18 protein-coding genes and 1 pseudogene are annotated in these 26,686 nt (G+C 72.6%); 5 read left to right on the top strand and 14 right to left on the bottom strand.

From position 1 onward, the window contains the following. Window positions 1-186 precede the first annotated feature (186 nt). Window positions 187-2,100, top strand: a complete 1,914-nt coding sequence (gene dxs, locus OG738_RS42190; protein WP_329049521.1) for a 1-deoxy-D-xylulose-5-phosphate synthase — start codon at window positions 187-189, stop codon at window positions 2,098-2,100. 120 nt (window positions 2,101-2,220) lie between these two features. Here the strand turns inward: dxs and OG738_RS42185 are convergent, their stop codons facing one another. The 5 genes from OG738_RS42185 to OG738_RS42165 are packed head-to-tail and all read right to left on the bottom strand — an operon-like array spanning window position 2,221 to window position 9,087. Then, window positions 2,221-3,669, bottom strand: a complete 1,449-nt coding sequence (locus OG738_RS42185) for a purine-cytosine permease family protein (protein ID WP_329049519.1) — start codon at window positions 3,667-3,669, stop codon at window positions 2,221-2,223. Further along, window positions 3,666-5,024 (bottom strand): aminobutyraldehyde dehydrogenase, encoded by a 1,359-nt coding sequence (locus OG738_RS42180; RefSeq protein WP_329049518.1) that lies wholly within the window; start codon window positions 5,022-5,024, stop codon window positions 3,666-3,668. The genes OG738_RS42185 and OG738_RS42180 overlap by 4 nt, the downstream gene beginning before the upstream one ends. Continuing rightward, on the bottom strand, window positions 5,021-6,664 hold the full coding sequence (locus tag OG738_RS42175; RefSeq protein WP_329049516.1) for a thiamine pyrophosphate-binding protein: 1,644 nt from the start codon (window positions 6,662-6,664) through the stop codon (window positions 5,021-5,023). The genes OG738_RS42180 and OG738_RS42175 overlap by 4 nt, the downstream gene beginning before the upstream one ends. Next, a complete protein-coding gene (gene speB / locus OG738_RS42170; protein WP_329057029.1) occupies window positions 6,661-7,605 on the bottom strand; it encodes an agmatinase in 945 nt (314 codons plus the stop codon). The genes OG738_RS42175 and speB overlap by 4 nt, the downstream gene beginning before the upstream one ends. Before the next feature lie 33 nt (window positions 7,606-7,638). Then, the gene (locus OG738_RS42165; protein WP_329049514.1) at window positions 7,639-9,087 is read right to left on the bottom strand and encodes a sodium:solute symporter; all 1,449 of its coding nucleotides are present in this window, start codon (window positions 9,085-9,087) and stop codon (window positions 7,639-7,641) included. 102 nt (window positions 9,088-9,189) lie between these two features. Here OG738_RS42165 and OG738_RS42160 point away from each other — a divergent pair, with 102 nt between their 5' ends. From OG738_RS42160 to OG738_RS42150, 3 genes are read left to right on the top strand one after another with little or no spacing between them, the layout of a single operon-like run. Further along, a complete protein-coding gene (locus OG738_RS42160) occupies window positions 9,190-10,713 on the top strand; it encodes a PucR family transcriptional regulator (protein ID WP_329049512.1) in 1,524 nt (507 codons plus the stop codon). A 35-nt stretch (window positions 10,714-10,748) separates the two neighbouring features. Further along, entirely contained in the window at window positions 10,749-11,426 is a 678-nt protein-coding gene (locus tag OG738_RS42155) for a response regulator transcription factor (RefSeq protein ID WP_329049510.1), read from the top strand. Further along, the gene (locus OG738_RS42150) at window positions 11,423-12,547 is read left to right on the top strand and encodes a sensor histidine kinase (RefSeq protein WP_329049508.1); all 1,125 of its coding nucleotides are present in this window, start codon (window positions 11,423-11,425) and stop codon (window positions 12,545-12,547) included. Before OG738_RS42155 ends, OG738_RS42150 begins: the two co-directional genes overlap by 4 nt. A 173-nt stretch (window positions 12,548-12,720) precedes the next feature. Here the strand turns inward: OG738_RS42150 and OG738_RS42145 are convergent, their stop codons facing one another. Further along, complete coding sequence (locus OG738_RS42145) at window positions 12,721-13,791, bottom strand: alpha/beta hydrolase (protein WP_329049506.1); 1,071 nt, start codon at window positions 13,789-13,791, stop codon at window positions 12,721-12,723. Further along, window positions 13,785-15,318, bottom strand: a pseudogene (locus OG738_RS42140) (twin-arginine translocation signal domain-containing protein). Before OG738_RS42140 ends, OG738_RS42145 begins: the two are co-directional and overlap by 7 nt. Before the next feature lie 69 nt (window positions 15,319-15,387). Between OG738_RS42140 and OG738_RS42135 the strand changes: the two are divergent. Continuing rightward, complete coding sequence (locus OG738_RS42135; RefSeq protein WP_329049504.1) at window positions 15,388-15,825, top strand: hypothetical protein; 438 nt, start codon at window positions 15,388-15,390, stop codon at window positions 15,823-15,825. Here the strand turns inward: OG738_RS42135 and OG738_RS42130 are convergent. From OG738_RS42130 to OG738_RS42100, 7 genes are all read right to left on the bottom strand, one after another. Next, window positions 15,822-17,933, bottom strand: coding sequence for a 3-hydroxyacyl-CoA dehydrogenase NAD-binding domain-containing protein (locus tag OG738_RS42130; protein WP_329049502.1), 2,112 nt, complete (start codon window positions 17,931-17,933; stop codon window positions 15,822-15,824). The two genes, OG738_RS42135 and OG738_RS42130, sit on opposite strands and share 4 nt — an antisense overlap. Further along, window positions 17,933-19,123, bottom strand: coding sequence for a thiolase family protein (locus tag OG738_RS42125; RefSeq protein ID WP_329057026.1), 1,191 nt, complete (start codon window positions 19,121-19,123; stop codon window positions 17,933-17,935). The genes OG738_RS42130 and OG738_RS42125 overlap by 1 nt, the downstream gene beginning before the upstream one ends. 130 nt (window positions 19,124-19,253) lie before the next feature. Further along, window positions 19,254-19,883 (bottom strand): DUF998 domain-containing protein, encoded by a 630-nt coding sequence (locus OG738_RS42120; RefSeq protein ID WP_329049501.1) that lies wholly within the window; start codon window positions 19,881-19,883, stop codon window positions 19,254-19,256. A gap of 167 nt (window positions 19,884-20,050) precedes the next feature. Next, window positions 20,051-21,694: an allophanate hydrolase gene (locus OG738_RS42115; protein ID WP_329049500.1), complete on the bottom strand. Its 1,644-nt coding sequence runs from the start codon at window positions 21,692-21,694 to the stop codon at window positions 20,051-20,053. Further along, on the bottom strand, window positions 21,691-25,218 hold the full coding sequence (uca, locus tag OG738_RS42110) for an urea carboxylase (RefSeq protein WP_329049499.1): 3,528 nt from the start codon (window positions 25,216-25,218) through the stop codon (window positions 21,691-21,693). The genes OG738_RS42115 and uca overlap by 4 nt, the downstream gene beginning before the upstream one ends. After that, window positions 25,215-25,850 (bottom strand): urea amidolyase associated protein UAAP2, encoded by a 636-nt coding sequence (locus tag OG738_RS42105; protein WP_329049498.1) that lies wholly within the window; start codon window positions 25,848-25,850, stop codon window positions 25,215-25,217. The genes uca and OG738_RS42105 overlap by 4 nt, the downstream gene beginning before the upstream one ends. Beyond that, window positions 25,847-26,680 (bottom strand): urea amidolyase associated protein UAAP1, encoded by an 834-nt coding sequence (locus OG738_RS42100; RefSeq protein ID WP_329049497.1) that lies wholly within the window; start codon window positions 26,678-26,680, stop codon window positions 25,847-25,849. Before OG738_RS42100 ends, OG738_RS42105 begins: the two co-directional genes overlap by 4 nt. Between the last annotated feature and the right edge of the window lie 6 nt (window positions 26,681-26,686).

Below are 26,686 nucleotides of genomic sequence, written 5' to 3'. Positions count from 1 at the left end.
CGCCCCATTCTCGTGGCCACGCCGCGTGACCGCCACAGCACCGCGGGGAGACGAGCTTCACCCCGCGAGATGACGGGTGATCGCGCTCCGCCTGTGACGCCGGACGCGGCGGGCGGAAGGCGGGTGGCCGTCCTCCGTAGACTGGCCGGAACATGGGGTGCCCGTACACGAGCGAGGTGGAGACGAGTGACGTTGCTGGAGTCCGTGAACGGACCGGCGGACCTGAAGCGCATGAGTGTCGAGGACCTCGGCGAACTGGCCGCGGAGATCCGGGACTTCCTCGTCGACAAGGTCCGCCGCGCCGGCGGGCACCTGGGGCCGAACCTCGGCGTCGTCGAGCTGACCCTCGCGCTGCACCGCGTGTTCGATTCGCCGCGTGACGCGATCGTCTGGGACGTCGGGCACCAGGCCTACGTGCACAAGATCGTCACCGGCCGCGCGGCGGGGTTCGACCGGCTGCGCCAGACCGGCGGCGTCACCGGTTACCCGTCGCGCGCGGAGAGTGAGCACGACTGGGTGGAGAGCAGCCACGCGTCGTCCGGACTGTCCTATGTGGACGGCCTGGCGAAGGCGTTCGCCCTTGGTGACGGCGAGCGGCACGCGGTCGCCGTCGTCGGTGACGGCGCGCTCACCGGCGGCATGTGCTGGGAGGCGCTCAACAACATCGCCGCGCACCGGGAGCGCCCGGTCGTCATCGTCATCAACGACAACGGCCGCTCGTACTCGCCGACCATCGGCGGCCTGGCCGACCACCTCGCCGCGCTGCGCCTGCAGCCGGGCTACGAGCGGCTGCTCGACGGCGGCCGCGAGATCCTCAAGCACACCCCGGTCGTCGGCAGGCCGATCTACGCCGCGCTGCACGCCGCGAAGGCCGGGCTGAAGGACGCGCTGAGCCCCCAGGCGATGTTCTCCGACCTCGGCCTGAAGTACCTCGGCCCGGTCGACGGCCACGACCAGGTGGCGCTGGAGAAGGCCCTGCAGAGCGCGAAGGCGTTCGGCGGCGCCGTGATCGTGCACGTGGTGACCGAGAAGGGCCACGGCTACGCGCCCGCGGTCAACCACGAGCACGACCAGATGCACCAGACCGACCCGATCGACCCGGAGACCGGCCTGCCGCCGGTGAAGGGCCCGAGCTGGACCGGCGTGTTCGGCGACGAGCTGGCGAAGATCGGCGCCGAGCGCGAGGACGTCGTCGCGATCACCGCGGCGATGCTGCGTTCGACCGGCCTCGACAAGTTCGCCGAGGCGTTCCCGGACCGCTGGTACGACGTCGGTATCGCCGAGCAGCACGCCGTGACGTCGGCGGCCGGTCTCGCGATGGGCGGGCTGCACCCGGTCGTCGCGATCTACTCGACGTTCCTCAACCGCGCGTTCGACCAGGTGCTGATGGACGTCGCGCTGCACCGCCAGCCGGTGACGCTGGTGCTGGACCGCGCCGGCATCACCGGGCCGGACGGCCCCAGCCACCACGGCATGTGGGACCTGTCGCTGCTGGGCATGGTGCCGGGCATGCGCGTGGCCGCCCCCCGCGACCCGGCGACACTGCGCGAGGAACTGCGCGAAGCCGTGGCGGTGTCCGACGGCCCGACGGCGCTGCGCTTCTCGAAGGGCAAGGTCGGTTCCGACGTCTCCGCGGTCGAGCGGCTCGGCACGGTCGACGTGCTGCGCCGCCCGAAGGAGGGCGCGGACGTCCTGCTGGTGACGGTGGGCCCGTTCGCGACCCTGGGCCTGGCGGCCGCCGACCGGCTCGCCGACCAGGGCATCGGCGTGACGGTGGTCGATCCGCGCTGGGTCCTGCCGGTCCCGGCGGAGCTGGTGGCGCTGGCGGCGCAGCACAAGCTGGTGGTGACGGTGGAGGACAGCGGCCGCCACGGCGGCTTCGGCTCGGCGTTGGCGGCGATGTTCCGGGACGCGGAGTGCGACGTCCCGCTGCGGGATCTGGCGGTGCCGCAGTCGTTCCACGACCTCGGGAGCCGCGACGAGGTGCTGGGGCGCATCGGCCTGACGGCGCAGGATGTGGCCCGCCGCGTGACGGAGTGGGCGTCCGGCCGCCTCGGCTCGACCTCGGAGCCCGAGAAGAAGGACGCCAACCGCAGCTGAGCGGCCGGCCGGCCCCCAGCGCCACATGGGGGCGCTGCGATCAGGCTTGCGCGGCCGCCCGAAACTGTCGGTGCCCGCCGGTAAAGTCGAAAACGGGGGGCGCCCCGGCGGGTATCGGGGTCAGGCCTCGGCCGGGAGTGCGGTGGTGACCAGGGGCGGAGCCGAAGCGAAGACCTCCGGCGGTTCCGGGAACAGCTTCACCAGCACCGGGTACGCCACCGCCGCGGTCACCAGCGTCACCAGGAGGCTGACGTCCACCCCGCCCGCGACGTCCCGGAACGGCCCGGCGATCATCGGCGTGTTCGCGCACAGCAGGCCCAGCGTCGTCGCCGGGATCCAGGCCGCCATCGCGCGCCAGTTCACCCCGCGCGCGAACCAGTACCGGCCGCCGCGGCGGCCCTCGTTGAACACCTGCAGGTCCGCGACGTCGTAGCACCCGCGCCGCTGGACGAAGCCGATCATCATGATCACCATCCACGGCGATGTGCACAGCACGATCAGCGTCGCGAACGCGTTGATGCTCGACACCATGTCCAGCACGAAGTTGCCGACGAAGATGAACGCCACGCTCAGCGACCCGATCAGCAGTGTCGCCTGGACCCGGGACAGCCGCGGGAAGATCGAGCTGAAGTCCAGGCCCGTGCCGTACAGCGACGTCGTGCCCGTCGACAGGCCGCCGATCAGGGCCACCACGATCAGCGGGATCGCGTACCACAGCGGGGAAATCGCCGTCAGCCCGGTGATGTAGTCGGCCGGGTCCGCGACCAGCGTCGCCGTCGCGATGCCGAAGCCGAACGGGAGCAGCGTCGCCACCTGGGCCAGGAACGGCGCCGCCAGCAGAGAGCGCTTGCTGTGCCGGGCCGGGATGTACCGCGCCCAGTCGCCGAGGAACGCGCCGAACGAGATCGGGTTGGCCAGCGCCGTCAGCGCCGCCAGGGTGAACGTCGGCCAGAACGTGCCCAGCGCGTACGTCCCGGTGCCCGCGTAGCCCGGGTCGAACGTGCCGCCGTACGCCACCACGCCCAGCAGCATGATCGCCGTGCCGAGCACCACCGCGATCCGGTTCACCAGCAGCATGAACCGGTAGCCGTAGATGCACACGACGAGCGTCGCGATCGCGATCACGCCGTACGCGACGCCGCGCAGCACCGCGCCGCCGTCGAAGCCGAACAGCCGTTGCGCCGCACCGGCCACGGCGTCGCCGCTGACCCAGACCGAGATCGCGAAGAACGTGATCGCCGTCAGCAGCGAGAGGAACGACCCGACGCAGCGGCCGACCACGCCGAAGTGCGCGCCGGACGACACCGCGTTGTTGGTCCGCGTGCGCGGCCCGAACAGCGCCATCGGCGCCAGCACCAGGCCACCGACGACCACGCCGAGCGTCGTCGCCAAGGCCGCGTCGCGGAAGCTCAGCCCGTACGCGATCGGGAGCGTGCCCAGGATGATCGTGGCGAACGTGTTCGCGCCGCCGAACGCCATCCGGAACAGGTCACGCGGGCGCGACGTCTGCTCCTCCGGCGGGATCGGCGCGATGCCGTGCTGCTCGACTTCGGTGATCTTGTCGCTCATGCGAACCTCGTCATCACGTGCTTGATGCGGGTGTACTCGGCGAAGGCGTACGACGAAAGGTCCTTGCCGTGTCCGGAGTGGCCGAACCCGCCGTGCGGCATTTCGGCGACCAGCGGCCCGTGCGTGTTGACCCACACGCAGCCGAAGTCCAGCTCGGCCGACACGCGCGCGGCGACGGCGAGGTCGCGCGTCCAGACCGACGACGCCAGTCCATAGGGGACACCGTTGGCGAGGGAAACCGCCGCGGCTTCGTCCGAAAAGGACTGGACGGTGACGACCGGCCCGAAGATCTCCTCCTGGACGATCTCGTCGTCCTGGCGCAGCCCGGAAATCACGGTGGGCGAGAAGTAGAACCCCCGGGAGCCGAACCGGGTGCCGCCGGTCTCGATCCGCGCGTGCGACGGCAGCCGCTCGATCAGGCCCGCCACGCGGGCGAACTGCGCCGCGCTGGTGAGCGGCCCGAAGTCGACGCCCGGCGTCTGCGCCGCGGCGACCTTGGCCAGCTCGGCGACGAAGTCGTCGTGGATCGACGCGTGGACGAGCACCCGGCTGCCCGCGGTGCAGTCCTGGCCGGCGTTGTAGAATGCGGCGCCCGCGATGCCTTCCGCCGTGGAAGCGAGATCGACGTCGGGGAACACCAGCAGCGGCGCGTTGCCGCCGAGTTCGAGGTGGGTCCGCTTGAGATCGGCGGCCGCCACGGTCGCGACGTCGATGCCCGCCCGCGTGGACCCGGTGATCGACACCAGTTCCGTGATCGGGTGGCGAACCAGCGCGCGGCCGGTGTCCCGGTCGCCGGTCACCACGGTGAACGCGCCTTCCGGCAGGAACTCGGCCGCCACGCGAGCGAGCAGCACGGCCGTCGACGGCGTCGTCTCGGCGGGCTTGAGCACGACGGTGTTGCCCGCGGCCAGCGCCGGCGCGATCTTCCAGACCGCCATCATCAGCGGGTAGTTCCACGGCGCGATCTGCGCGCAGACCCCGACCGGCTCGCGGCGGATCACCGACGTGTGGCCGGGCGCGTACTCCCCGGCCGCGGTGCCCTCGAGGTGCCGCGCGGCGCCCGCGAAGAACCGTAACGCGCTCACGCACTCCGGGATCTCCTCGGCCAGCACGACCGACCGGATCTTGCCGGTCTCGCGGACCTCCAGATCCGCGAACTCCGCAGCACGCGCCTCCAGGGCGTCGGCGATCTTCAGCAGCGCGAGCTGCCGCTGTGCGGGCGTACTGCGACGCCAGACCGCAAACGCTTGCGCGGCCGCTTCGAGTGCGGTGTCCACATCGGACTGCCCGGCGATGACGCTGGTGCCGAACACCTCGCCGGTCGCCGGGTCGGTCAGGTCGAGCGTGCGGGTCATGCCTGCTCCAGGTGGGTCGGCGCGAACAGCTTCAGCAGTGCGGGGAGGACGACCACGGACGGCCCGGGCGTGCACAGCGCTTCGGCGACGTCGGCGCCGACAGTGTCCAAAGAGGACAGGCAAGCGCGCACCCCGAACGACGAAGCCAAAGCCACGAAGTCGGGCCGGGTCAGCTCGGTGGCCGTCGTGTGGCCGAAGGTGCCGGTGAGGTATTCGCGCAGGACGCCGTAGCCGCCGTCGTCGACGACCAGCCACGTGACGTCGAGGCGGTGCTGCACCGCGGTCGCCAGCTCGGCGACGCCGTACATCGCGCCGCCGTCACCGGACACCGCGAGCGTCGCGCCGCCGGCGGCCGCGCCGCCGAGGGCGCCCGGCAGGCCGTAGCCCAGGCCGCCCGCGCCTTGCGCGGTGTGGATCGGCGCGCCCTCGGGGTTCCACGCCGACCAGGCCCAGTACGCGGCGATCGTCATGTCCCAGTACGTCTGCGTGCCCTTGGGCAGCGCGCCGCGGAGGTCGTCGATCAGCTTCCGCTCGACGGCCAGGTCCTGACCGGCCAGCCGGGATTCGACGCGCGAGAGCAACCCCGAAACGGCGGTCTCGGCCCGGCCGTCGGACGACCGCATCGGCACCTGCTCCAGCAGCGCCTGCAGCGTGAGCCGGACGTCGGCGTGGATGCCGAGACCCGGGTAGTTCGACTCGAGCTTGCCGAGGTCGGCCTCGACCTGGATGACCCGGCCGCGCGGCGCGAACTCGCGGTAGTTGCTGGACAGCTCGCCGAGGCCGGAGCCGAGCACGAGCAGCAGGTCGGCGTCCGCGAGGAACTCCGTCGTGTGCCAGTCCTCCAGCCAGGACCGCCCGGACAGCTCGTGGTCCCAGCCGAACACGCCCTTGCCGCCGAAGGTCGAGATCACCGGCGCGCGCAGGGCCTCGGCCAGTGCGGTCAGCTCGGCGTGCGCGCCCGACCGCAGCGCCCCGCCACCGGCGAGGATCACCGGGTTCGACGCCGCGGCCAGCAGCTCCGCCGCCGCGGTGACCAGCTCCGGCAGGGGCTCCAGCAGCGGGGGAGTGGCGGCCACCGAGGTGATCGGCGGGATCCCTGGCGGGCCGAGCAGCACGTCCTGGGGGATCTCGACCCACACCGGGCCGTAGGGCGCGGTCGCCGCCGACGTCCACGCTTCCCGCAGCGCCGTCGGGATCTGGCTGGCGCGGCGCACGACGTGCACCGACTTGACGACGTCCCGGAAGCTCGCCTGCTGGTCGGGCAGTTCGTGCAGGTAGCCGTGCCGCCCGCCGCCGAGCCCGGCGACCGGGACCTGGCTGGAGATCCCGAGCACCGGCACCGACGCGGCCCGGGATTCTTGCAGCGAAGCCAACGTCAGCAGCGCGCCCGGGCCGGTCGACACGACCAGCGGCGTCACCGGCACCGGGCCGTCGGGGTCCGCCGCGAGCCGCGCGCGGGCGAACCCGTCGGCGGCGAAGGCGAGGTTGTTCTCGACGCGTCCGCTGATCACGCGCAGGTCGTCGGCCCGCCGCAACGCTTCGAACAGGCCCAGTGCGTGCTGGCCCGGCAGGCCGAACACCGTGTCGGCGCCCAGCGCGCGGAGGGTCTCGACGACGACGTCGCCGCCGATGCGCGTCATTCGCCCTTCCCGAGGGTCAGCAGGCTCACCAGGTCGTAGGCGACGTGGGAGGCCGCGATGGCGGTGATCTCGGCGTGGTCGTAGGCCGGGGCCAGCTCGACGACGTCCGCGCCGACCAGGTTCAGGTCGCGCAGTCCACGCAGGATTTCCAGCAGTTCCCGGCTGGTCAGCCCGCCCGCCTCGGGCGTGCCGGTGCCGGGCGCGTGGGCCGGGTCGAGGACGTCGATGTCGACCGAGACGTACAGCGGCCGGTCGCCGATGCGCTGCCGCAGCGCGTCGACGGTCTCGGCGACGCCGCGGCGCAGGACGTCGCCGGAAGTGACGATGCCGAAGCCGAGCCGCCGGTCCTCTTCGAGGTCCCGCTTGCCGTACAGCGGGCCGCGCGTGCCGACGTGCGACAGCGCGCTCGTGTCGAGGATGCCCTCCTCGGACGCGCGCCGGAACGGGGTGCCGTGGGTGTACGGCTCGCCGAAGTAGGTGTCCCACGTGTCGAGGTGCGCGTCGAAGTGCAGCAGCGCGACGGGTCCGTGCTTCTTCGCCACGGCCCGCAGCAGCGGCAGCGCGATGGTGTGGTCGCCGCCGACGGTCACCAGCCGCGTCCCGTTCGCTTGCAGCGCTTCGGCTTCCTGCTGCAGCGTCTCGATCGCTTCGCCGATGTTGAACGGGTTGACCGCGATGTCGCCGGCGTCGACGACCTGGCGCTCGGCGAACGGCGAGACGTCCAGCTCCGGGTGGTACGGCCGCAGCAGCCGGCTCGCCTCGCGCACGGCCGCCGGGCCGAACCGCGCGCCGGGCCGGTAGGACACGCCGGAGTCGAAGGGCACCCCGACGACGGCGACGTCGGCGTGGGCGACCTGGTCGATCCGCGGCAGGCGCGCGAAGGTCGCGAAGCCGGCGAAGCGGGGGACCCGGGACGAGTCGAGCGGGCCGACCGGGGGCATGTCGTTCACTGCAGTGCGCTCCTGTTCTCGTGGTCAGGCTCGGACGGACGCGGGGGTGGCCACGTCTTCGGGTGCGGTCTCGTCGCCGTTCAGGCGGCGGGTCCACGTGCTGAGGATCGAGTCGGCCGTGCGCGGCGTCGCGAAGCTGACGGCCAGGTACACCACCAGGCTCGCGCCGAGGCCCCAGTAGATCGGGGAGTTGGCTTCGACGCCGTCGACGATCATGAACGTCACCACGGACAGGGTGCCGGCGATCATCGACGCGTACGCGCCCTGCCGCGTGCCGCGCTTCCAGAACAGCGCGCCGACGATCGCGACCAGCAGGCCGCCGACCAGGATGTCGTAGGCGATGGTGAGCGCGTCGACGACGTCGTCGACGACCATCGCGATGCCGATCGCGACCAGGCCGAGCACCAGCGTCGTGACGCGGTTGCGGCTGACCTCGCCGCCCTTCTTCAGGCCCAGCTTGGACAGCAGGTCCGACGTCGTGGTGGTGGAGCACGCGATCAGCGCGCCGCTCGCGGTCGACATCATCGCCGAGAGGGCGGCGGCCAGCACCAGGCCGCGGACGCCGGTCGGCAGCAGGCGTTCGACGATCGTCGCGAAGGCGTCCTGCGCGCTGGCGAGGTCCGGGTACAACGCGTGCGCCGCGGTGCCGATCAGGGCGCCGGCCAGGCCGTAGACCAGGCAGTAGACGCCGGAGGTGAGGCCGCCGGACGTCGCGATCGCCGGGGTGCGGGCGGTGAACACGCGCTGCCAGATGTCCTGGCCGATCAGCAGGCCGAAGGTGTAGATGACGAAGTAGGTGATGATCGTGTCGGTGCCGATCGAGGTGAAGCTGAAGAAGCTCGCGTCGAGCTTCGCGCTCATGCCGGAGAAGCCGCCGGCGGAGCTGATCGCGACCGGCAGCAGGATCGCCAGGATGCCGATGGTCTTGATGACGAACTGGGCGATGTCGGTGAGCGTGATCGACCACATGCCGCCGAGCACCGAGTAGAGCACCACGATCGAGCCGCCGATCGCGATCCCGGCCCAGCTCGGCAGGTCGAAGAGCACCTTGAAGATGGACGCGAAGGCCAGCGTCGAGGTGACCGTGAGCATCAGGGTGTAGCCCCACATGACGATGCCGGACACGGCGCTCGTGTGGCCGCCGTAGCGCAGGTCGAGCATCTCGCCGACGGTGTAGACCTTGAGCTTCACCAGCCGCCGCGCGAACAGCGCGTGCAGGACCAGGATGCCGACGCCGATGCTGACGACCAGCCACATGCCGGAGATGCCGTAGGTGTAGCCGAGCTTCACGCCGCCGACGGTGGACGCGCCGCCGAGCACGACGGCCGACATGGTGCCGGAGTACATGAACCAGCCCAGCCGCCGTCCGGCGACGAGGTAGTCGGACTTCGTCTTCGCGAGCCGGAGGCCGTACCAGCCGACCCCGAGCATGCCCGCGATGTAGAGCGCGATCACCGCGTAGTCGCCGGTCACGGTGTCCTCCTTGCCTCGGTGGTGTTCGAGCCACCGTAGGTTCGCCCGCGACCCCTTCGGCATGGGATGATTCGTCTCCAACTCGACCTCGATAGGGATGAAATGACCTCGATCACGGATCCGGTGTCCACTGAGGTGAACATCCCGTTACGGGCGGTGGTCGGCCACCGGGAGCTGGCGCTCGACGTGGTCCGCGAGACCCTGCGGCCGGGTGCGCTCGACGCGGCGGTGCGCTGGGCCCACGTCAGCGAGCTGCGCGACCCCGCGCCCTACCTGGTGGGGGCCGAGCTGATCCTGACCGCGGGGGTGAACCTGCCGTCCGAGGCTTTCGAGGTCGACCGGTACGTGCGCGGGCTGCGCGAAGCCGGTGTGACGGCCTTGGGGTTCGGGCTCACCCCGACGGTGCACGAGACGCTGCCGGAGCCACTGCGCCGGGCGTGCGCGCGGCACGGGCTGCCGTTGCTGGTGGTGCCGTCGCGGACGCCGTTCCTGGCCGTCAACCAGGCGGTGTCGGTCGCGCTGACCGAGGCGGGCCAGCGGGAGCAGCGGCGGATCACGGCGGCGCGCGAGGCCTTGACGCGGGCCGCGGGTGGCGGGCTGGGCGAGCTGACGTCGTCGCTGGCGGCGCGGCTGCGCTCGTGGGTCGCGCTGGTCGGCGCGGGGGACGTCCTGGCGTCGGCGCACGACGCGCCCACCCCGCTGCCGCCCCCGGTGCGCGAGCTGATGGCGACGGTCCGTGCGGGCAGCGGCATCCGCAGCGCGACCACCGAGGCCGGCGCGGAGTTCGTCGTGGTCCAGCCGGTGTACCCGCAGGCCACGGCGTCGCACCTGGTGGTCGTCGGCCGGACCCGGCGCTTCGACGGCGCCGACCGGGCGATCCTCGCGGTCGGCGCCGCACTGCTGGGCCTGGTTGGACGGGCGGGTTCGGACGCGGCCGAGCTGGGCGCGGCGGCGACCGGGCTCCTGCTGGCCCGGGCGTCTCCGGGCGAGGTGGCCCGTTCCGTGGTCGGCTCGGACGTCGTCCGGCTGGTCGCCGGGGCGGCGTACCGGCGAGGCCCCGGCGAGGTGGCCCAGCGGCCGGACTGGCTGCGCGCGCGGCTCGACACGCCGTTGGTTTCGGTGCTGCCCGGGCCGTCTTTCGTGGCCATCGCGGGGGCTTCGCCGTCGCTAGCCTCGCTCGAGGACTTGCGGTCGTCGGGGTGGCTGGCGGCGGTGGGCTCGCCGGGGCCGGCTTCCCGGCTGGCCCAGGCTTGCGCGGAAGCGGACTTGCTGCTGGCACGCGCCCGCGCACTCGGCCGTCCGGTGCTCGCGGGAAGCGGGCCGCCGGACTTCGACGCCTTGGTGACCCCGGACGCTTCCCGGGGCTTCGCGGAGAAGGTCCTTGCGCCGCTGGTCGCGGTCGAGCGCGACCAGGACCGCGAGCTGGTCCGGACCTTGCGCACCTGGCTGGCCCACCACGGCGGCTGGGAACCGACGGCCGCCGAGCTGGGCGTGCACCGCAACAGCGTCCGGCACCGGATCGCCCAGGTGGAGAAGGCGCTGGACGTGGACTTGGCCGACCCGGAGACCCGGATGCGGCTGTGGTTCGCGCTCCGGTGGGCCACACCCGGCGCACATCGTCCTTAAAGGGCACTCTCAGGAAAATATGGAATTGTGGTCTTGTGCGAGTTTTGGTAGTCGAGGACGAAGAACCCCTGGCCGACGCGATCGCCCGTGGCCTGCGCCGCGAGGGCATGGCGGTGGACGTCGCGCTCACGGGTGACGACGGCCACGAAAAGGCCGCCGTCACGCGGTACGACGTCGTGTTGCTGGACCGGGACCTGCCCGGGATGTCCGGTGACGAGCTGTGCCGGGAGATCGTCGCGTCCGGGGAGCTGACCCGGGTGCTGATGCTGACCGCGAGCAGCTCGGTGTCCGACCGCGTCGAGGGGCTGTCCCTCGGCGCCGACGACTACCTGGCCAAGCCGTTCGCCTTCCCCGAGCTGGTCGCGCGCGTGCGGGCGCTGGGCCGGCGTGCCACGCCCGCCGCGCCGCCGCTGCTCACCGCCGGGGACGTCGAGCTGGACCCGGCGAAGCGCACCGTCCGGCGCGCGAGCGGGCCGGTCGAGCTCACGCGCAAGGAATTCGGCGTCCTCGAGGTGCTCCTGCAGGCCGCCGGGTCGGTGGTCAGCAGCGAGGAGCTGCTCGAGCGCGTCTGGGACGAGAACGCCGACCCGTTCACCACGACCGTCCGGGTCACCGTCATGACGCTGCGCAAGAAGCTCGGCGAGCCGGGGATCATCGAGACCGTCGTCGGCTCCGGGTACCGGGTGCCGGAGCCGGGCACGCCGCGCGCGTGAACCTGCCGGGCACCCGCAGCCTCCGCGCCCGGATCACCCTGCTGGCGACCGTGCTGGTCGCCGCCGTCAGCCTGCTGCTGCTCTGGCTGGCCTGGACGCTGGTGCGGGACTCGCTCGCCGCCGTCCCGCAGATGCCGCCGGGCAGCACGGTGGTCGTCGACGGCGTGACGGTCGACGCGTCGACGCTCGCCGAGCACCTGCGCGTGCACGCCCGCGACCGGATGCTGCTGTTCGGGTCGATCGCGTTCCTGCTGGTGGTGGCGGCCGCGGCGATCCTCGCCTGGACGTTCACCTCCCGCGTCCTGCTGCCGCTGCGCGAGATCACCGGCACCGCGCGGCGGCTGTCGGTCGAGTCGCTGGGGGAGCGGATCGGCGCGGTGCGCCCGCGCGACGAGCTGGCCGTGCTGGCCGAGACGTTCGACGACATGCTCGACCGGCTCCAGGCCGCCTTCGACGCGCAACGCCACTTCGTCGCCAACGCGAGCCACGAGCTGCGGACGCCGTTGGCGGTGATCCGCACCGAGCTCGACGTCACCCTCGCCGACGACGACGCCGACGAAGCCGAGCTGCGGCGGATGGGCGGCGTCGTCCGCGACGCGACCGAGCGCGCCGGGCAGCTGGTGAACTCGCTGCTGCTGCTGGCCCGCACCGACGGCGCCGGGCTCGGCGTCCGCGAGCCGGTCGACCTGGCAGCCGTCGTCGACCGGGCCTGGCGCGCGGCGCGCGCGGAAGCCGAGCAGCGCGGGATCCGGGCGACGTTCGCGGTGGTGCCGGCGCCCGCGTTCGGCGACCCGGCGCTGCTGGAGCGGATCGCGGGCAACCTGCTGGAGAACGCGGTCCGCCACAACGTCGAGGGCGGCTGGCTGGAGGTCGTGACGCAGCCGGGGCCGCAGTGGTCGACGCTGCGGGTGCGCTCGTCCGGCGGCCTGGTGGACCCGGCGACGGTGGCGGAGCTGTTCGAGCCGTTCCGCCGGGCCGGCGTGGCCCGGACGGCGCGTTCGGGCGCGGGCCTGGGCCTCTCGATCGTCCGCGCGGCGGTCGCGGCCCACGGCGGAAGCGTGACGGCGGAACCGATCGTGGGCGGCGGCCTGGGAGTGACCGTCCACCTCCCCGTGCGCTGACAGGCATCTCGCGTGATTGGGCGGGCATCACTCGTGATTGGGCGGGCATCTCGCGTGATTGGGCGGGCATCACTCGTGATTGGGCGGGCATCGCGGTGGTGCCCCTTCAATCACGGGTGATGCCCCGCTGATCACGCTTGATGCCTCTCCAAGCACGGGTGATGCCCCGCTGGTCACGCGCCGGGGCTGAGGGCGAGGCCGGCGCGGAGGACGCCGGCCGCGTGGAGCATGGCCGCGCGGGCGTCCGGGTCGATGCCGACGCGGTTGGCGAAGCCGTGCAGCTGCCCTTCGTGGCGCCGGTGCACCAGCGGGACCCCGGCGGAAGCGAGGCGGAGGGCGTAGGCCTCGCCTTCGTCGCGCAGCAGGTCGAAGCCGCACGTTGCCACGTACGTCGGCGGGAGGCCGGACAGCTGGTCGTCGTAGAGGACCGAAGCCCGCGGGTCCGCGTAGTGAGCCGGGTCGCGCAGGTACTGCGCGCGGTACCAGGCCCACTCGTCGCGGTCGAGGCGGAAGCCCGTCCCGAACCGGCGGTGCGACTCCGACGAGCCGAGCGCGTCCGTCGCCGGGGTCAGCAGCAGGCTGAACGCCGGGCGCGGCAGTTCGCCGCGGGCCGCCGCGTGGGCCACCACCGCCGCCAGGTTGCCGCCGCTGCTGTCACCGCCCACCGCGAGCCGTGCCGGGTCGATGCCGAACTCCGGCGCGTGGGACGACACGTGAGCGAACGCCGCCACCGCGTCCGCGGCCGCCGCCGGGAACGGGTGCTCCGGCGCCAGCCGGTAGCCGATCGACACCACCCGCACCCCGGCCTCCTCGGCCAGCAGCCGGCACGCGCCTTCGTGCGTGTCCAGGCTGCCGAGCACGAACCCGCCGCCGTGGAAGTACACGATCGCCGGCCCGGGCGCCGGGAGCCCGGCCGGTTCGTACAGCCGCAGCGGCAGCGGCCCGCCGGGCCCCGGCCACGACGAATCGCGCGTCCGGACGCCCGGGCAGATCCCGGCGCCCGCCAACGCGCCCGCCAGGTTCAGCTCCTGCCGGGCCCGCGCGAGGCTGCCGTTCTGGTGCGGCGCGTCGAACGGCGCGAACCGCGACACCCGCATCAGCATCCGGGCGGTCGGCACCGGCTGCCGCCCGTCCACCACGATCGGACGGCCGGCGAGCACGCGCAGCACCGGCGAAGGCAGGTTCAGCAGCCATCGCAGCCCGGTCATCACCACCCGGACGAGCAGCACTCTCCCGTTCAGCACACGTCCACGAAAATCGGGTTGGCGTACAACCACAAGTCCTCGAACGGGTTCGCCTGCCCGATTACGTCCGGCATGGGCTCGGCGTCACCGTTCGTCCCCCGGACCCGCGCGTAGAACGGCGAACGCACGTTCCGGAAGGTGTGCCGGAACACGACCTGCCGCCCGGGCGCCCAGCGCGGCTCGAACGACTTCACGACCCGGGTGCCCGGCGCGGTCGTCGTGTCGGGATCGACCACCGGACCGGTCACCGGGCCCGCGATGACGTCGAGACGTGCCAGGCGCGGCAGCGAACCGCCGCCGTTCGGCCGGGACGCCAGGCGCGCCGAGATCGCGACCGTGACGTCCGACCCGCGCGGCACGCGCAGCCGGCCGCCCAGCGTCGCCGAGGAACCGCCGCCGTACGCGCCGACCTGCAGGTCCTGCGCCAGCCCGCCGTGCGTCAGCCAGATCCGCCCGGCCCGCAGGCCCTCCAGGACGCCCTGGAGGCTTCGCCGCGTCACGCCGACGTACGTGCGGCTGAACTCGCCGGGGTAGAAGTCCGCGTATGGCGCCAGCAGCTGCGGGACGCCCGTGTCGATCGGGTCCGGGAACTTGCCGTGGGTGTCGTACCAGTCACCCGGCACGTCCGGACGGACCAGCGTGTCGCCGCGGTTGTAGTGCGAGTCGGAGTTCGTGGTGATCCACCACGGCTTGCCCTCGGCGAGCAGCGAGTCCCACAGGCCGCCGACCTTCGCCGTCGCCCAGTCCCAGCCGCCGAACGTCCGGTACGCCTCGGCCGGGAAGCCCGGCCACGAGTTCGGGCCGGGGCCGTTCGCGTAGCCGCCGCGGGCCGCCGCCGTTGCCGAGCGGCTTCGGGAAGCCGTCCGCCTGCGCGCCGGGTGCGCCCTCCATGCCGATCACGATGCCCGGCGCGGCGTCGCGGTAGGCGCGCAGCTCGTGCGGCGCGACGCGGCCGTTGCGCAGCGGGTGGTTGATCAGCACGACCGGCGCGTGGATCCGTTTCGCCTGTTCCTCCGACGCCAGCCAGCGCAACGCCCGCAGCGCGAGGGCTTCGTTCGCCGGGCTCGACGCCTCGGAGTTCGTCAGCCGCCAGTCGAAGCTCCGCTCGAACTCCCGCAGCTTGGCCGCCTGCTCCGAACCGGCCTCGAAGAACACGGTCGCGTGTTCGGCGCCCGGGACGTTCCACTCCACGCCGTGCCACAGCAGCAGGTCGGGGTACTTCCGCCGGGCGGCGAGGAAGTCCGCCTCCGTGGGCTCGACGGACGCCTTCTCGTGCTCGGCGTGGCCGTGGTCGGTGAACACGATCCAGTCCGCGCCGTGCGCCCGCCCGCCGCGGGCGATCTGGTCGATCCGGTACATCGCGTCGTAGGAGTACTGGCTGTGCGTGTGGTGGTCGCCCACCAGCCACTGGTAGCGGTCGCACAGCCGCGCGAGATCGAGGTCTGCGGAGGGCGCGGGGAGAGGCACGCCCGCGGTGGCGGCCGCGAGGCCGGCGCCCTTGAGGAACCGGCGTCTGTCGGTGGTCACGGCGGGACGCTAAGCCGCCGGAGTGAACGGGCGGTGTCCCGGCGGCCAACGTGTGCTGTGATCTTGGACGTGGCGCACAAGCCCCTGGCCCGAGTGGTGGTCCCGGTGTTCGCGCTGGCCTTGGCGGCCGGGGTGGGGCTGGCGTTCTTCGTCGCGGCGCTGCTGCGGCCCCCGGACCTGCCGGTGGACACGAACCCGGCACCGCTGGCCGGCCACGAGCTGTGCGCGGCGGTCGTCGTGTCCTTCGGGAGCGACGACGAGATGCGGGCGGCGGCCGCGTCCCTGCGCGACGACCCGAAGGCGCGGCGGGTCTTCGTCGACGCCCGTGACCTGCCGTCGGTGTCCTTGCTCGCGGTCCCCGGTACCGACCTGAAGGCGTGGGCGCAGGAGCTGCACGCGCGCTTCCGGACCGCCGAGCGGGTGACGGTCATCGACTCCGACGCGACGGCGGCGCAGCTGAAGCTCACTGCGCCGCCGCCGAAGTGCCCTAGAGCGGGCGAGTACTAGCGAGCCGGAACCGAGGCGACGCCCGGGGCGAGGAACGGCTTGCCGTTCACCCGCTCGGACACACCGGAGCGGTCCAGGTACGGCGTGATGCCGCCGTTCCAGAACGGCCAGCCCGCGCCGAGGATCAGGCACAGGTCGATGTCCTGCGCCTCGGCGACCACGCCCTCGTCGAGCATGATCCGGATCTCCTCGGCGATCGCCGCGAGCGCGCGCTCGCGCACCTGCTCCGAAGTGGACGGCCGGTCGCCCTGCGTCCAGAGTTCGACGACCTCGGGATCGGCCGACTGATTGCCCTGCGCGTCCCAGATCCAGACGCCCTTCTTGCCCGCCTTGACGAACTTGGCGAGGTTCTCGGACACAGTGAACCGGTCCGGGAAGGCCTCGTGCAGCGTCTCGCCGACGTGCAGCGCGATGGCCGGGCCGACGAGCTGCATCAGCGTCAGCGGCGTCATCGGCAGGCCGAGCGGCTCGAGGGCCCGGTCGGCCACGTCGAACGGCGTGCCCTCGTCGACGGTGACCAGCACCTCGCCGAGGAAGCGCAGCAGGAGCCGGTTGACGACGAACGCGCTGGCGTCCTTCACCAGCACGCTGGACTTCTTCAGCTGCTTGCCGACCGAGAACGCCGTGGCCAGGGCCGCGTCGTCGGTCTGCTCGCCGCGGACGATCTCCAGCAGCGGCAGCACGGCGACCGGGTTGAAGAAGTGGAAGCCGACCACGCGCTCCGGGTGCTGCAGCTTCGACGCCATCGCGGTGATCGACAGCGACGAGGTGTTCGTCGCCAGGATCGCCTCGGGGGAGACGTGCTGCTCCAGCTCGGCGAACACCTGCTGCTTGACGCCCAGCTCCTCGAAAACGGCTTCGATGACGAAGTCGGCGTCCGCGAACGCGGCCTTGTCGAGCGAACCGGAGACCAGCGCCTTGAGCCGGTTGGCGCCGTCCGGGGAGACGCGCTTCTTGGCCAGGAGCTTGTCGATCTCGGCGTGGACGTAGCCGACGCCCTTGTCGACGCGCTCCTGGTCGACGTCGGTCAGCACGACCGGCACCTTCAGCCGTCGCACGAACAGCAGCGCGAGCTGGCTGGCCATCAGGCCGGCGCCGACGATGCCGACCTTGTTCACCTTGCGGGCCAAGGACTTGTCCGGCGCGCCGGCCGGGCGCTTGGCGCGCTTGTTGACCAGGTTGAACGAGTACAGCCCGGCGCGCAGGACGTCGGACATGAGCAGCTCGGCGAGGCCGTCGGTCTCGGCGGCGTAACCGCGGTCGAGGTCGTTCTCGCGCGCCAGCTCCAGCAGCTCGACGGCCTTGGTCGCGCCCGGCGACGCGCCGTGCGTCCGACCGTCCACAAGGGACTTGGCGCGGGCGATGGCGGCGTCCCAGCCGGCGCCGCGGTCGATCTGGCGACGCTCCGGCGTGATCTCGCCGTTGACCACACGAGCCAGCCACAGCAGCGACTGCTCGAGGTAGTCGGCCGAGCCGAAGACCGCGTCGACGATGCCGAGTTCCGCCGCCTGCTTGACGTTCAGCATCTTGTTCTGCGCCAGGGCGTTCTCGATGATCACCGTGACGGCGGCGTCGGGGCCGATGAGGTTCGGCAGCAGCTGCGTGCCGCCCCAGCCCGGGAACAGGCCGAGGAAGACCTCGGGGAACGCGATCGCGGCGGTGTTCTCCGACAGCGTCCGGTAGTGGCAGGACAGCGCCAGCTCCAGGCCGCCGCCCATGACCGCGCCGTTGACGAACCCGAACGTCGGAATTTCGGTTTCGGTCAGCCGGCGGAAGACGTCGTGCCCGGTCTGGGCGATCTCGCGTGCCAGCTTCGGGTCGCTCACGGACTCGACGCCCGAGAGGTCGGCGCCGACGGCGAAGATGAACGGCTTGCCAGTGACGGCGATCGCGGCGGGATCGGCCTCGAACGCCTTGTCCAGCGCGGTGTTGAGGGAAACGAGCCCCTGCGGGCCGAAGGTGTTCGGCCGGGTGTGGTCGTGGCCGTTGTCGAGGGTGATCAGCGCGACGGGCTTCTCGAGCCCGGGCACCTTCACGAGGCGCGTCTTGGCCTCGGTGACGACCTCGTCCGGGAACGCGGCCTTCGCTTCTTCAGCGGTGAAAGTCATTACTTCGCCCCCTCGAAGGCCGGGTTCTCCCAGATCACGGTGCCGCCCATGCCGATGCCGATGCACATCGTCGTCATGCCGTACTGCACGTCGGGCCGCTCGGCGAACTGGCGGGCCAGCTGGGTCATGAGCCGGACGCCGGACGAGGCCAGCGGGTGGCCGCACGCGATCGCGCCGCCCCACTGGTTGACGCGCGGGTCTTCGTCGTCGATGCCGAAGTGGTCGAGGAAGGCCAGCACCTGCACGGCGAAGGCCTCGTTGATCTCGAACAGGCCGATGTCGTCGATGGACAGGCCGGTGCGCTTGAACAGCTTTTCGGTGGCCGGCACCGGGCCGATGCCCATGACCTCCGGCTCGACGCCGGCGAAGGAGTAGCCGACCAGCCGCATCGCGACGGGCAGGCTCAGCTCGCGGGCGGTTTCCTCGTCGGCGAGGATCGACGCGGTCGCGCCGTCGTTGAGGCCGGCCGCGTTGCCCGCGGTGATCCGGCCGTGCGGGCGGAACGGCGTCTTCAGGTTCGCCAGGGTTTCCAGCGTGGTGCCGGGCCGCGGCGGCTCGTCCTCGGTCGCGAGACCCCAGCCGAGTTCCTTCGAGCGGACGGCGACCGGGACCAGCTCGGGGCCGATCTTGCCGGTCTTGACGGCCTCGGCGTAGCGCTCCTGGCTGCGCGCGGCGTAGGCGTCGGTGCGCTGCTTGGTGATCGCCGGGAACCGGTCGTGCAGGTTCTCGGCGGTCTGGCCCATGACGAGCGCGGTCGGGTCGACGAGCTTGTCGGCGATGATCCGCGGGTTCGGGTCGACACCTTCGCCCATCGGGTGCCGGCCCATGTGCTCGACGCCGCCGGCGATGGCGATGTCGTAGGCGCCGAAGCCGATGCCGGACGCGGCGGTCGTGACGGCGGTCATCGCGCCGGCGCACATCCGGTCGATGGCGAAGCCGGGAACCGACTTCGGCAGGCCGGCGAGCAGCGCGGCGGTGCGGCCGATGGTCAGGCCCTGGTCGCCGATCTGGGTGGTGGCGGCGATGGCCACCTCGTCGACGCGCTCGGGCGGCAGTTCGGGGTGCCGCCGCAGCAGCTCACGGATGGCGTTGACGACGAGGTCGTCGGCGCGGGTCCCGGCGTAGATGCCCTTGTCGCCGGCCTTGCCGAAGGGGGTCCGTACCCCCTCGACGAAGGCGACGGTGCGCACGCCTCGCGCGTTCGGCGCGAGCGGCGTTGCTGGTGCGGCCACGAATGCTCCATCAAGTAGACAGGGTTGCTGCCCGCACGATAGCCCTTGTTACCCGCCGGTAACCAGGGGTGTGGCCCGGTCGAGTGGGCTACGGCACACTCTTGGGCGTCAGCGCCTGGCCCTTGAGCAGCCACGCCACCCCGAACGCCCAGACGGCGACGCTCTCCAGCCACAGCGCCGGGTGCCACTCCGGCACCAGGCCGAGCGCCTTGGTGACGGCGATGAGGGCCAGGCACGCGAGGATCACCACGCCGCACCCGCGGTAGACGACGCCGGTGCCGGGCGGCTGCTCGCCGTCGTGGGGGAACAGGCGCAGGCAGAAGTACGCCAGCATCAGGAAGAACACCGCCGCGAAGACCAGGTGCAGGACCCCCGACGTCCGGTCCCACGACGACACGTCGTGGGCGGGGGTGGTCGGGAACAGCGCCAGCCCGATCGCGCCGAGGCCCGCCACCGTGCTCGCCACGTTGTCGACGAAGTCGTGGCCGTAGTACGCCAGCAGGAACACCCCGGCCGCGCACATCGCGCCGACGAAGACGTTCCGGACGTCCGTGTAGTAGTACGCGCTGAGCGACCCGGCGAGCTCGCCACCCTGGAGGAGCTGCTTGCCGAAGATCAGGACGAACGGCAGTGCCAGCCCGATCAGGCCGATGGCGCGCCGCAGGAACAGGTACGAGTGGACGAGCGTGGTCTGCGGGGATCTGGTCGCCGTGGTCATGGCCGCCTCCGGAGGTTCCTCACCAAGGTCATCGGCGGTCTACTGCCCAGGGTCGAGGCTTGTTACCCGACGGGTGCCCAGATCCTCAGCTGATCGTTATCCAGTTCGGCGAAGGCGCCGCACGCGAGGACTTCCACGCCCCCGGTATCCGCGACCACGCATCCCGTTCACGGCCGGCGTGACCCCAGGTACGCCAACCAGCCGCCCTTGGCCGAGATGTCCTGCGCGCCTTCCGTCGCCGCCGGCTCGCACAGGAAGCCGGACACCCGGGAGCCGTCGGCCAGCTCGATCTTGCCGATCGCCAGCGGTGCGGGAATCCGCGAGACGAACTCGCCGAAGCCCCGCACCGGCAGGTCCCACACCTCGGCCGCGATCGCGACGCCGCCGGACGCGACCCGCACGAGCCCCGGCTTCGGCGGCACCGTGTCCAGCGCGTACAACCGATACGCGTCGGCGGTGGAAACCGCGGAGACGAAGCGCCCGCCCCGCGAAGTCAGCTCATGGTTCAACGGCTGCCCGCGCAGATGCGCGCCGACCACCACGAGCGGGACCCGTTCGCCGCGAAGGCTCGCCACCGCGGCCAGCTTCAGGTCGTCGTGCGGGGCGGCGACCAGCATCACGCCGAACGGGCGCCCGGCCACCTCGCCCGCCGGGACCGCCAGTGCCGACAGCCCGAACAGGTTGGTGGAGTTGGTGAACCGGCCCAGCCGCGCGTTGACCGCGACCGGGTCCGCCGCCACCTCGGCGATGGTGGGGTGCTCGGTCGTCGTCGGCGTGAGGATCGCGTCGACCCCGGCCAGGACGGCGAGGGCCTCGGTCCGCAGGCGTGCCAGGGTGGCCTGGTCGGCGAACAGCCGGTGCGCCCGGATGTCGCGAGCGCCGGTGATGATGCCGTGCACCACCGGGTCGACGGCGTCCGGGTGCGCTTCCAGGAACTCGCCGACGGCAGTGTAGCGCTCGGCGACGAACGCGCCGCCGTACAACAGCTGCGCCGCTTCGAGGAACGCCGACATGTCCACAGTGGTCACTTCGGCGCCTGCCGCGGCGTACTCCGCGACGGTGGCGTCGAAGGCTTCCGCCCAGCCCGGCGCCAGCGGGCCCAGCTGATCGGGAACGCCCAGGCGGAACCGTCCCGTGTGGACCTGCGCGGGTTCCGCCAGGCAGGTCAGCGCGAACGACGCCTCCTCGACCGTCCGCGCGAACAAGGACACGCAGTCGATGCTCGCGCACGCGGGCACGACACCGAGCGTCGGCAGCAGCCCGGGTGTCGGCTTGAGCCCGACGATCCCGTTGAACGCCGCGGGCACCCGCCCGGAGCCCGCGGTGTCGGTGCCCAGCGCCAGATCCACGATCCCGAGCGCCACGGCCACCGCCGACCCCGAACTCGACCCGCCCGACACGTACGCCGGGTCGACGGCGCACCGCACCGCGCCGTACGGGCTGCGCGTCCCGACCAGGCCGGTCGCGAACTGGTCGAGGTTGGTCGTGCCGAGCACCAGCGCCCCGGCCGCGCGCAGCCGCGCGACGACCGGCGCGTCGGCCTCCGGCTTGTACGCGTAGGCCGGGCACCCCGCTGTTGTCGGCAGCCCGGCGACGTCGATGTTGCCCTTGACCGCGACGAGCTTGCCGTAGAGCGGCAGCCCGCGTTCTTCCAGCGCGGCGGCCTCTTCCAGTACCTCGGCTTCCGGCCGCAGGTCGATCCAGATCTCCGGCCGGTCCACCTGCTCGATCCGCCGGTACGCGGCCCGGACGCGCTCTTCGATGGCGGTGTTCGATGCCGCCTCCGCGGGAAAGCGTGCGTCGGCGGTCATGCGAGCACCACCAGCGGTGTTCCGGGGGCGACCTGGTCGCCGGGGGACACGAGCACTTCGATCACCTCACCGCCGGCCGGCGCGGGGATCCGCGCCTCCGTCTTCATCGCTTCCAGCGTCACCAGCGACTGCGCGCCCTCGACGCGCTCGCCCGCCGCGACGTCCACCCGCCACACCGTCGCCGCGAACGGCGCCTCGACGACGTGGCCGCCCGGCGGCGCCTCGACCCGCTTCGGCGGCCGCGTCACCGGTTCCGGCTTCGGGTCGAACTCGCCCGCCGCGGCCCACGCCCGCCGTTCTGCTTCGAACGCCGCCGCCTGCGTCGCCCGGAACCCGGCGATGCTGTCCGCGTTGTCCGCCAGGAACCGCTGGTACTCGGCCAGCTTGAACGAGCCGTCCGTGGTGTCGAGTTCCAGCCGGCCGGACGAGCTTTGCGCGCGCAGCTCCAGCAGCTCGTCGGCCGAGACGGGATACCAGGAGATCCGGTCGAAGAACCGCAGCGACCACGGCCGGTCGCCGCCGCGCCAGCTGTTCCACACCTGGACGGTCCGGCCGACGAACTGGTAGCCGCCCGGCCCTTCCATGCCGTAGATGCAGAGGTAGGCGCCGCCGATGCCGACGGAGTTCTCCGCGGTCCACGTCCGCGCCGGGTTGTACTTCGTCGTGACCAGGCGGTGGCGCGGGTCCAGCGGCGTCGCCACCGGCGCGCCCAGGTAGACGTCGCCGAGGCCGAGGACCAGGTACTCCGCGTCGAACACCGTGCGGTACACGTCGTCCACACTGGACAGTCCGTTGACGCGGCGGATGAACTCGATGTTCCACGGGCACCACGGCGCGTCGTCGCGCACGCCGGTCATGTACCGCTCGATCGCCTCGCGCGTCGCCGGGTCGTCCCACGACAGCGGCAGCCGGACGCTGCGGCTCGGCACCTCGAGGGCGTGCGTCGGCGGCAGGTCCCGTTCGAGCTCCCGTACCAGGCCCAGTGCCTTGCCGACCGGCAGCGCGTCCGGGTCGACGTGCACCTGCAACGACCGGATGCCCGGGGTCAGGTCGACGATCCCCGGCACGCCCTCGGCCGCCAGCCGCTCCCCGAGCGCGTGTACCCGCATCCGCAGGGCCAGGTCGAGTTTCATCTCGCCGTACTCGACGAGCAGGTTGTCGTCGCCGCTGCGGCGGTAGGTGACGGACGGCTCGTCGTCCGAAGAGGACTGTCGCCCGAGGACACCGCCGTCGTGCCGGGCGTCCCGTGTGGACGTCACCGCCGTCGCGGGCCGCCGTCGCAGCGCCGCCGCGTGGTCGGTGTCGATCGGCACGAACCGCACGGTGTCGCCCGGCCGCAGCTGCCCGAGCTTCCACCGCTCGCCGGTGGCGACCGTCGCCGGGCAGACGAACCCGCCGAGGCTGGGCCCGTCCGGGCCGAGCAGGATCGGCAGGTCGCCGGTGTAGTCGACGGCGCCGATCGCGTACGGCGTGTCGTGGATGTTCGACGGGTGCAGGCCCGCCTCGCCGCCGTCCGCGCGGGTCCACTTCGGCCGCGGCCCGACGAGCCGGACGCCGGTGCGGGCGGAGTTGAAGTGCACCTGCCAGTCGGTGGCGTAGAACGTGTCGACGTCCTCGGGCGTGAAGAACTCCGGTGCCGCGTGGGGTCCTTCGAGCGCGCCGATCGTCCAGTGCGCCGAGAAGTCCGGACGATCGGTCACCGGGCCGAGAACCGGGTCCGCGGGGGCGGTCCCGGTACGCAGGACGTCGCCCGCGGCCAGCGCGCGGCCGCCGTGCCCGCCGAACCGGCCCAGCGTGAACGTCGCCGCGCTGCCGAGGAACGCCGGGACGTCGACGCCGCCGCGGACGAGGACGTAGCTGCGCAACCCGGCCGTGCACGCGCGGACGTCCAGCGTGCCCCCGGCGGGCACCTCGACCGGTGTCCACAAGGGAATCCCGGTACCGTCGAGGAGCACCGTGGTGGGCGCACCGGTGACGCACACCTGGGTGGCGTGGGAGAACCGCAGCGTCACGCCGTCCACAGTGCACTCCAGGCCGGGCGAGCCTTCCGGGTTGCCCAGCGCGAGGTTGCCCAGCCGCAGCGAGCGGTCGTCCATCGGCCCGCTCGGCGGCACCCCGACGTGCCAGAAGCCGGTGCGGCCCGGCCAGTCCTGCACGGTCGTCATCGTCCCGCCGCGCACGACGTCGATCCGGGGCTCGGCGTCCTCGATGCCGTCCAAAGTGGACGTATCGTGGGCGACCGTGCCGAACGCCGCGTCGGCGGCCGCCGCCCGCAGCTGTCCGAGGTTCGTGCGCACGCCGTCGACGCGGGTCGTGGCGAGTGCTTCCCGCAGGTGCTCCAGGGCGTCGTCGCGGTCGGTACCGGTGCAGATCACCTTGGCCAGCAACGGATCGTAGTGCGTGGTGACGGTCGTGCCGGGCTCGACCCAGGTGTCGACGCGCGCGCCCGAGGGCAGGGCGACGTGCGTGACGAGGCCCGCGCTGGGCCGGTGCCCGGCGCTCGGGTCTTCGGCGTACACTCGCGCCTCCACGGCGTGCCCGCGCGCGACCGGCACCGCGCGGAACATCGCGCGGTCGCCCTGCGCGAGCCGCAGCATCCAGGCGACCAGGTCGACGCCGTACACGGCTTCGGTGACCGGGTGCTCGACCTGCAGTCGCGTGTTGACCTCGAGGAACGCGGCCTCCGCGCGCTCGGGGTCGTAGACGTATTCGACGGTGCCCGCCGAGCGGTAGCGCACCGACGAGCACAGCGCGACGGCCGAGTCGACGAGCCGCTTCCGGACGGCCTGGGGCAGGTCCGGCGCCGGGCACTCTTCGACGACCTTCTGGTTGCGCCGCTGCAGCGAGCAGTCGCGGGTGCCCAGCGCCAGCACCTCGCCGAAGCCGTCGCCGAACACCTGGACCTCGACGTGCCGGGCGCGGCGCACCAGCCGTTCCAGGAAGACCCCGGAGTTGGCGAAGCTCTTGGCCGCGATGCTCTGCACGCTGTCCCAGGCCGCGCGCAGCTCATCCGGCGTGGCGCACGCGCGCATGCCGATCCCGCCGCCTCCGCCGGTCGCTTTGAGCATCACCGGGTAGCCGATTTCCGCCGCTCGCGACAGCGCTTCATCCACATCGGACAGCAGACCGGTGCCGGCCAGCAGCGGCACGCCCGCGGCGCGCGCCGCCTCACGCGCGGTGTGCTTGCTGCCGAACACCTCCAGGTGCTCGGGCGACGGCCCGGCGAACGCGAGCCCGGCGTCCTCGCAGGACCGCGCGAACGCCGCGTCCTCGGACAGGAACCCGTAGCCGGGGTGCACCGCGTCGCAGCTGGTGTCGAGCGCGGCCGCCACGATCGCGTCGGCCCGCAGGTAGCTTTCCGCGGCCGGTGCCGGGCCGAGCCGCACGGCCCGGTCGGCGAGCCGCACGTGCGGGGCGAGGCGGTCGGCGTCGGAGTACACCGCGACGGTCTCGACACCCAGTTCCCCGGCGGTGCGCAGGATCCGGACGGCGATCTCGCCACGGTTGGCGACGAGCAGCCTCACTCGCCGCCTCCGGGGGAGGTCACGACCATGCGGACCGGCGTCGGGTCGAAGCCGTTGCAGGGGTTGTTGATCTGCGGGCAGTTCGACACGAGCACGAGGACGTCGGTCTCGGCGCGCAGCCGGACTTCGAGGCCCGGCGCGGAGATCCCGTCGACGATGCCGAGCGTGCCGTCCTCTTCGACCGGCACGTTCATGTACCAGTTGACGTTGCCGACCAGGTCGCGCTTGCCGAGCCCCCACTTGGCGCCCTCGCTGAGGAAGTTCTCGACGCAGGCGTGCTGGAAGCGGGTGTGCTGGCCGTAGCGGAGACTGTTGGACTCCTTGCTGCACGCGCCGCCGAGCGTGTCGTGCCGGCCGCACGTGTCGGCGACGACGGTCAGCAGCGGCGCGCCCTCCTGGGTGCGCAGGACGCTGCCGGTGGTCAGGAAGATGTTGCCCTGCGCGGCGATCGTCGCCGCCGCGCTGTAGCGCTTCGCCGTGTCGTTCGCGTCGTAGCAGAGGAAGTCGACGGCCTGGTTGCCGCCCAGGTCGACGATCGCCAGCTCGCTGCCGCGCTTCAGCACCGTGGAGAACGGGGCCCGCGCCGGGACGTCGAAGGTCAGCGCCAGCTGGGACCGGTACGCCGTGCTCATGCGATCCCCCGGGCGGAGAGGTAGTCGGCGGTGTTCTCGAAGGCCCGCCGGGCCTCCGGCGAGTGCGTCCACTCCGGACTGTCCGGAGTGGACGGCCGGTCGCGCCAGGCGAGCACTTCGAGGTTCGTCACGGTGTAGTCCGGCCGCGGGTCGACCGGGTGCGCCACGTTGGCGATCAGCACGACCGCCGGGAGCTCGACGCGCAGGTCCACGGACTTCCCGGCCCCCGCGGACCCGGTGAAGTCCAGACCGCCGTCCGGCCGGACCCGCACGCCCTGGAAGAACGACAGGCTCGGCGGCAGGTCCCGTGGCCCGAGGCCGTTCTTGGCCGCTGCCAAGGTGAACAACGGCAGCCCGGCGGGGGAGGGACCCTGCGGGGCGCCGTCGCCGTAGCGCGCGGTGTTGCCGTCCACAGTGGACGTTCCGCACAGCGCGTCGTGCCGCCCGCTCGAGTCCGCGACGATCGTGGCGAGCACCCGCGCCTGGTCCGACAGCAGCGCCACCTTCTCGCCGAGGTAGGCGTTCCACTGCACCTTCACCGTGTCCGCGACGTTCAGCCGCTCCCACGGCCCGTCGGCGTTGAACAGCAGCAGGTGCGCGCAGGCGTCGCCGTCGACGTCGGTCAGCCGCAGCCGCGTGCCCCGGGCGAGCACCTTGTGCGTGTAGCCGCCCCCGGCCACCGTCTCGGCCCAGGTCAGCGCCTCGGGCGCGACGCCGGGTGGCGGGGCCGGCCAGGTGCTCGCCGGGATCGACGGCATCGTTTCGACCACGGTGCCGGCCTGGGCGCGGGCGTGGTCGCGGGCGCCGTGGGTGGTGGCGGTGGTGCTCATGGACGT

It is taken from the genome of Amycolatopsis sp. NBC_01488 (assembly GCF_036227105.1).
Classification (GTDB): domain Bacteria; phylum Actinomycetota; class Actinomycetes; order Mycobacteriales; family Pseudonocardiaceae; genus Amycolatopsis.
This window is presented reverse-complemented; position numbering and strand designations above follow the sequence as displayed.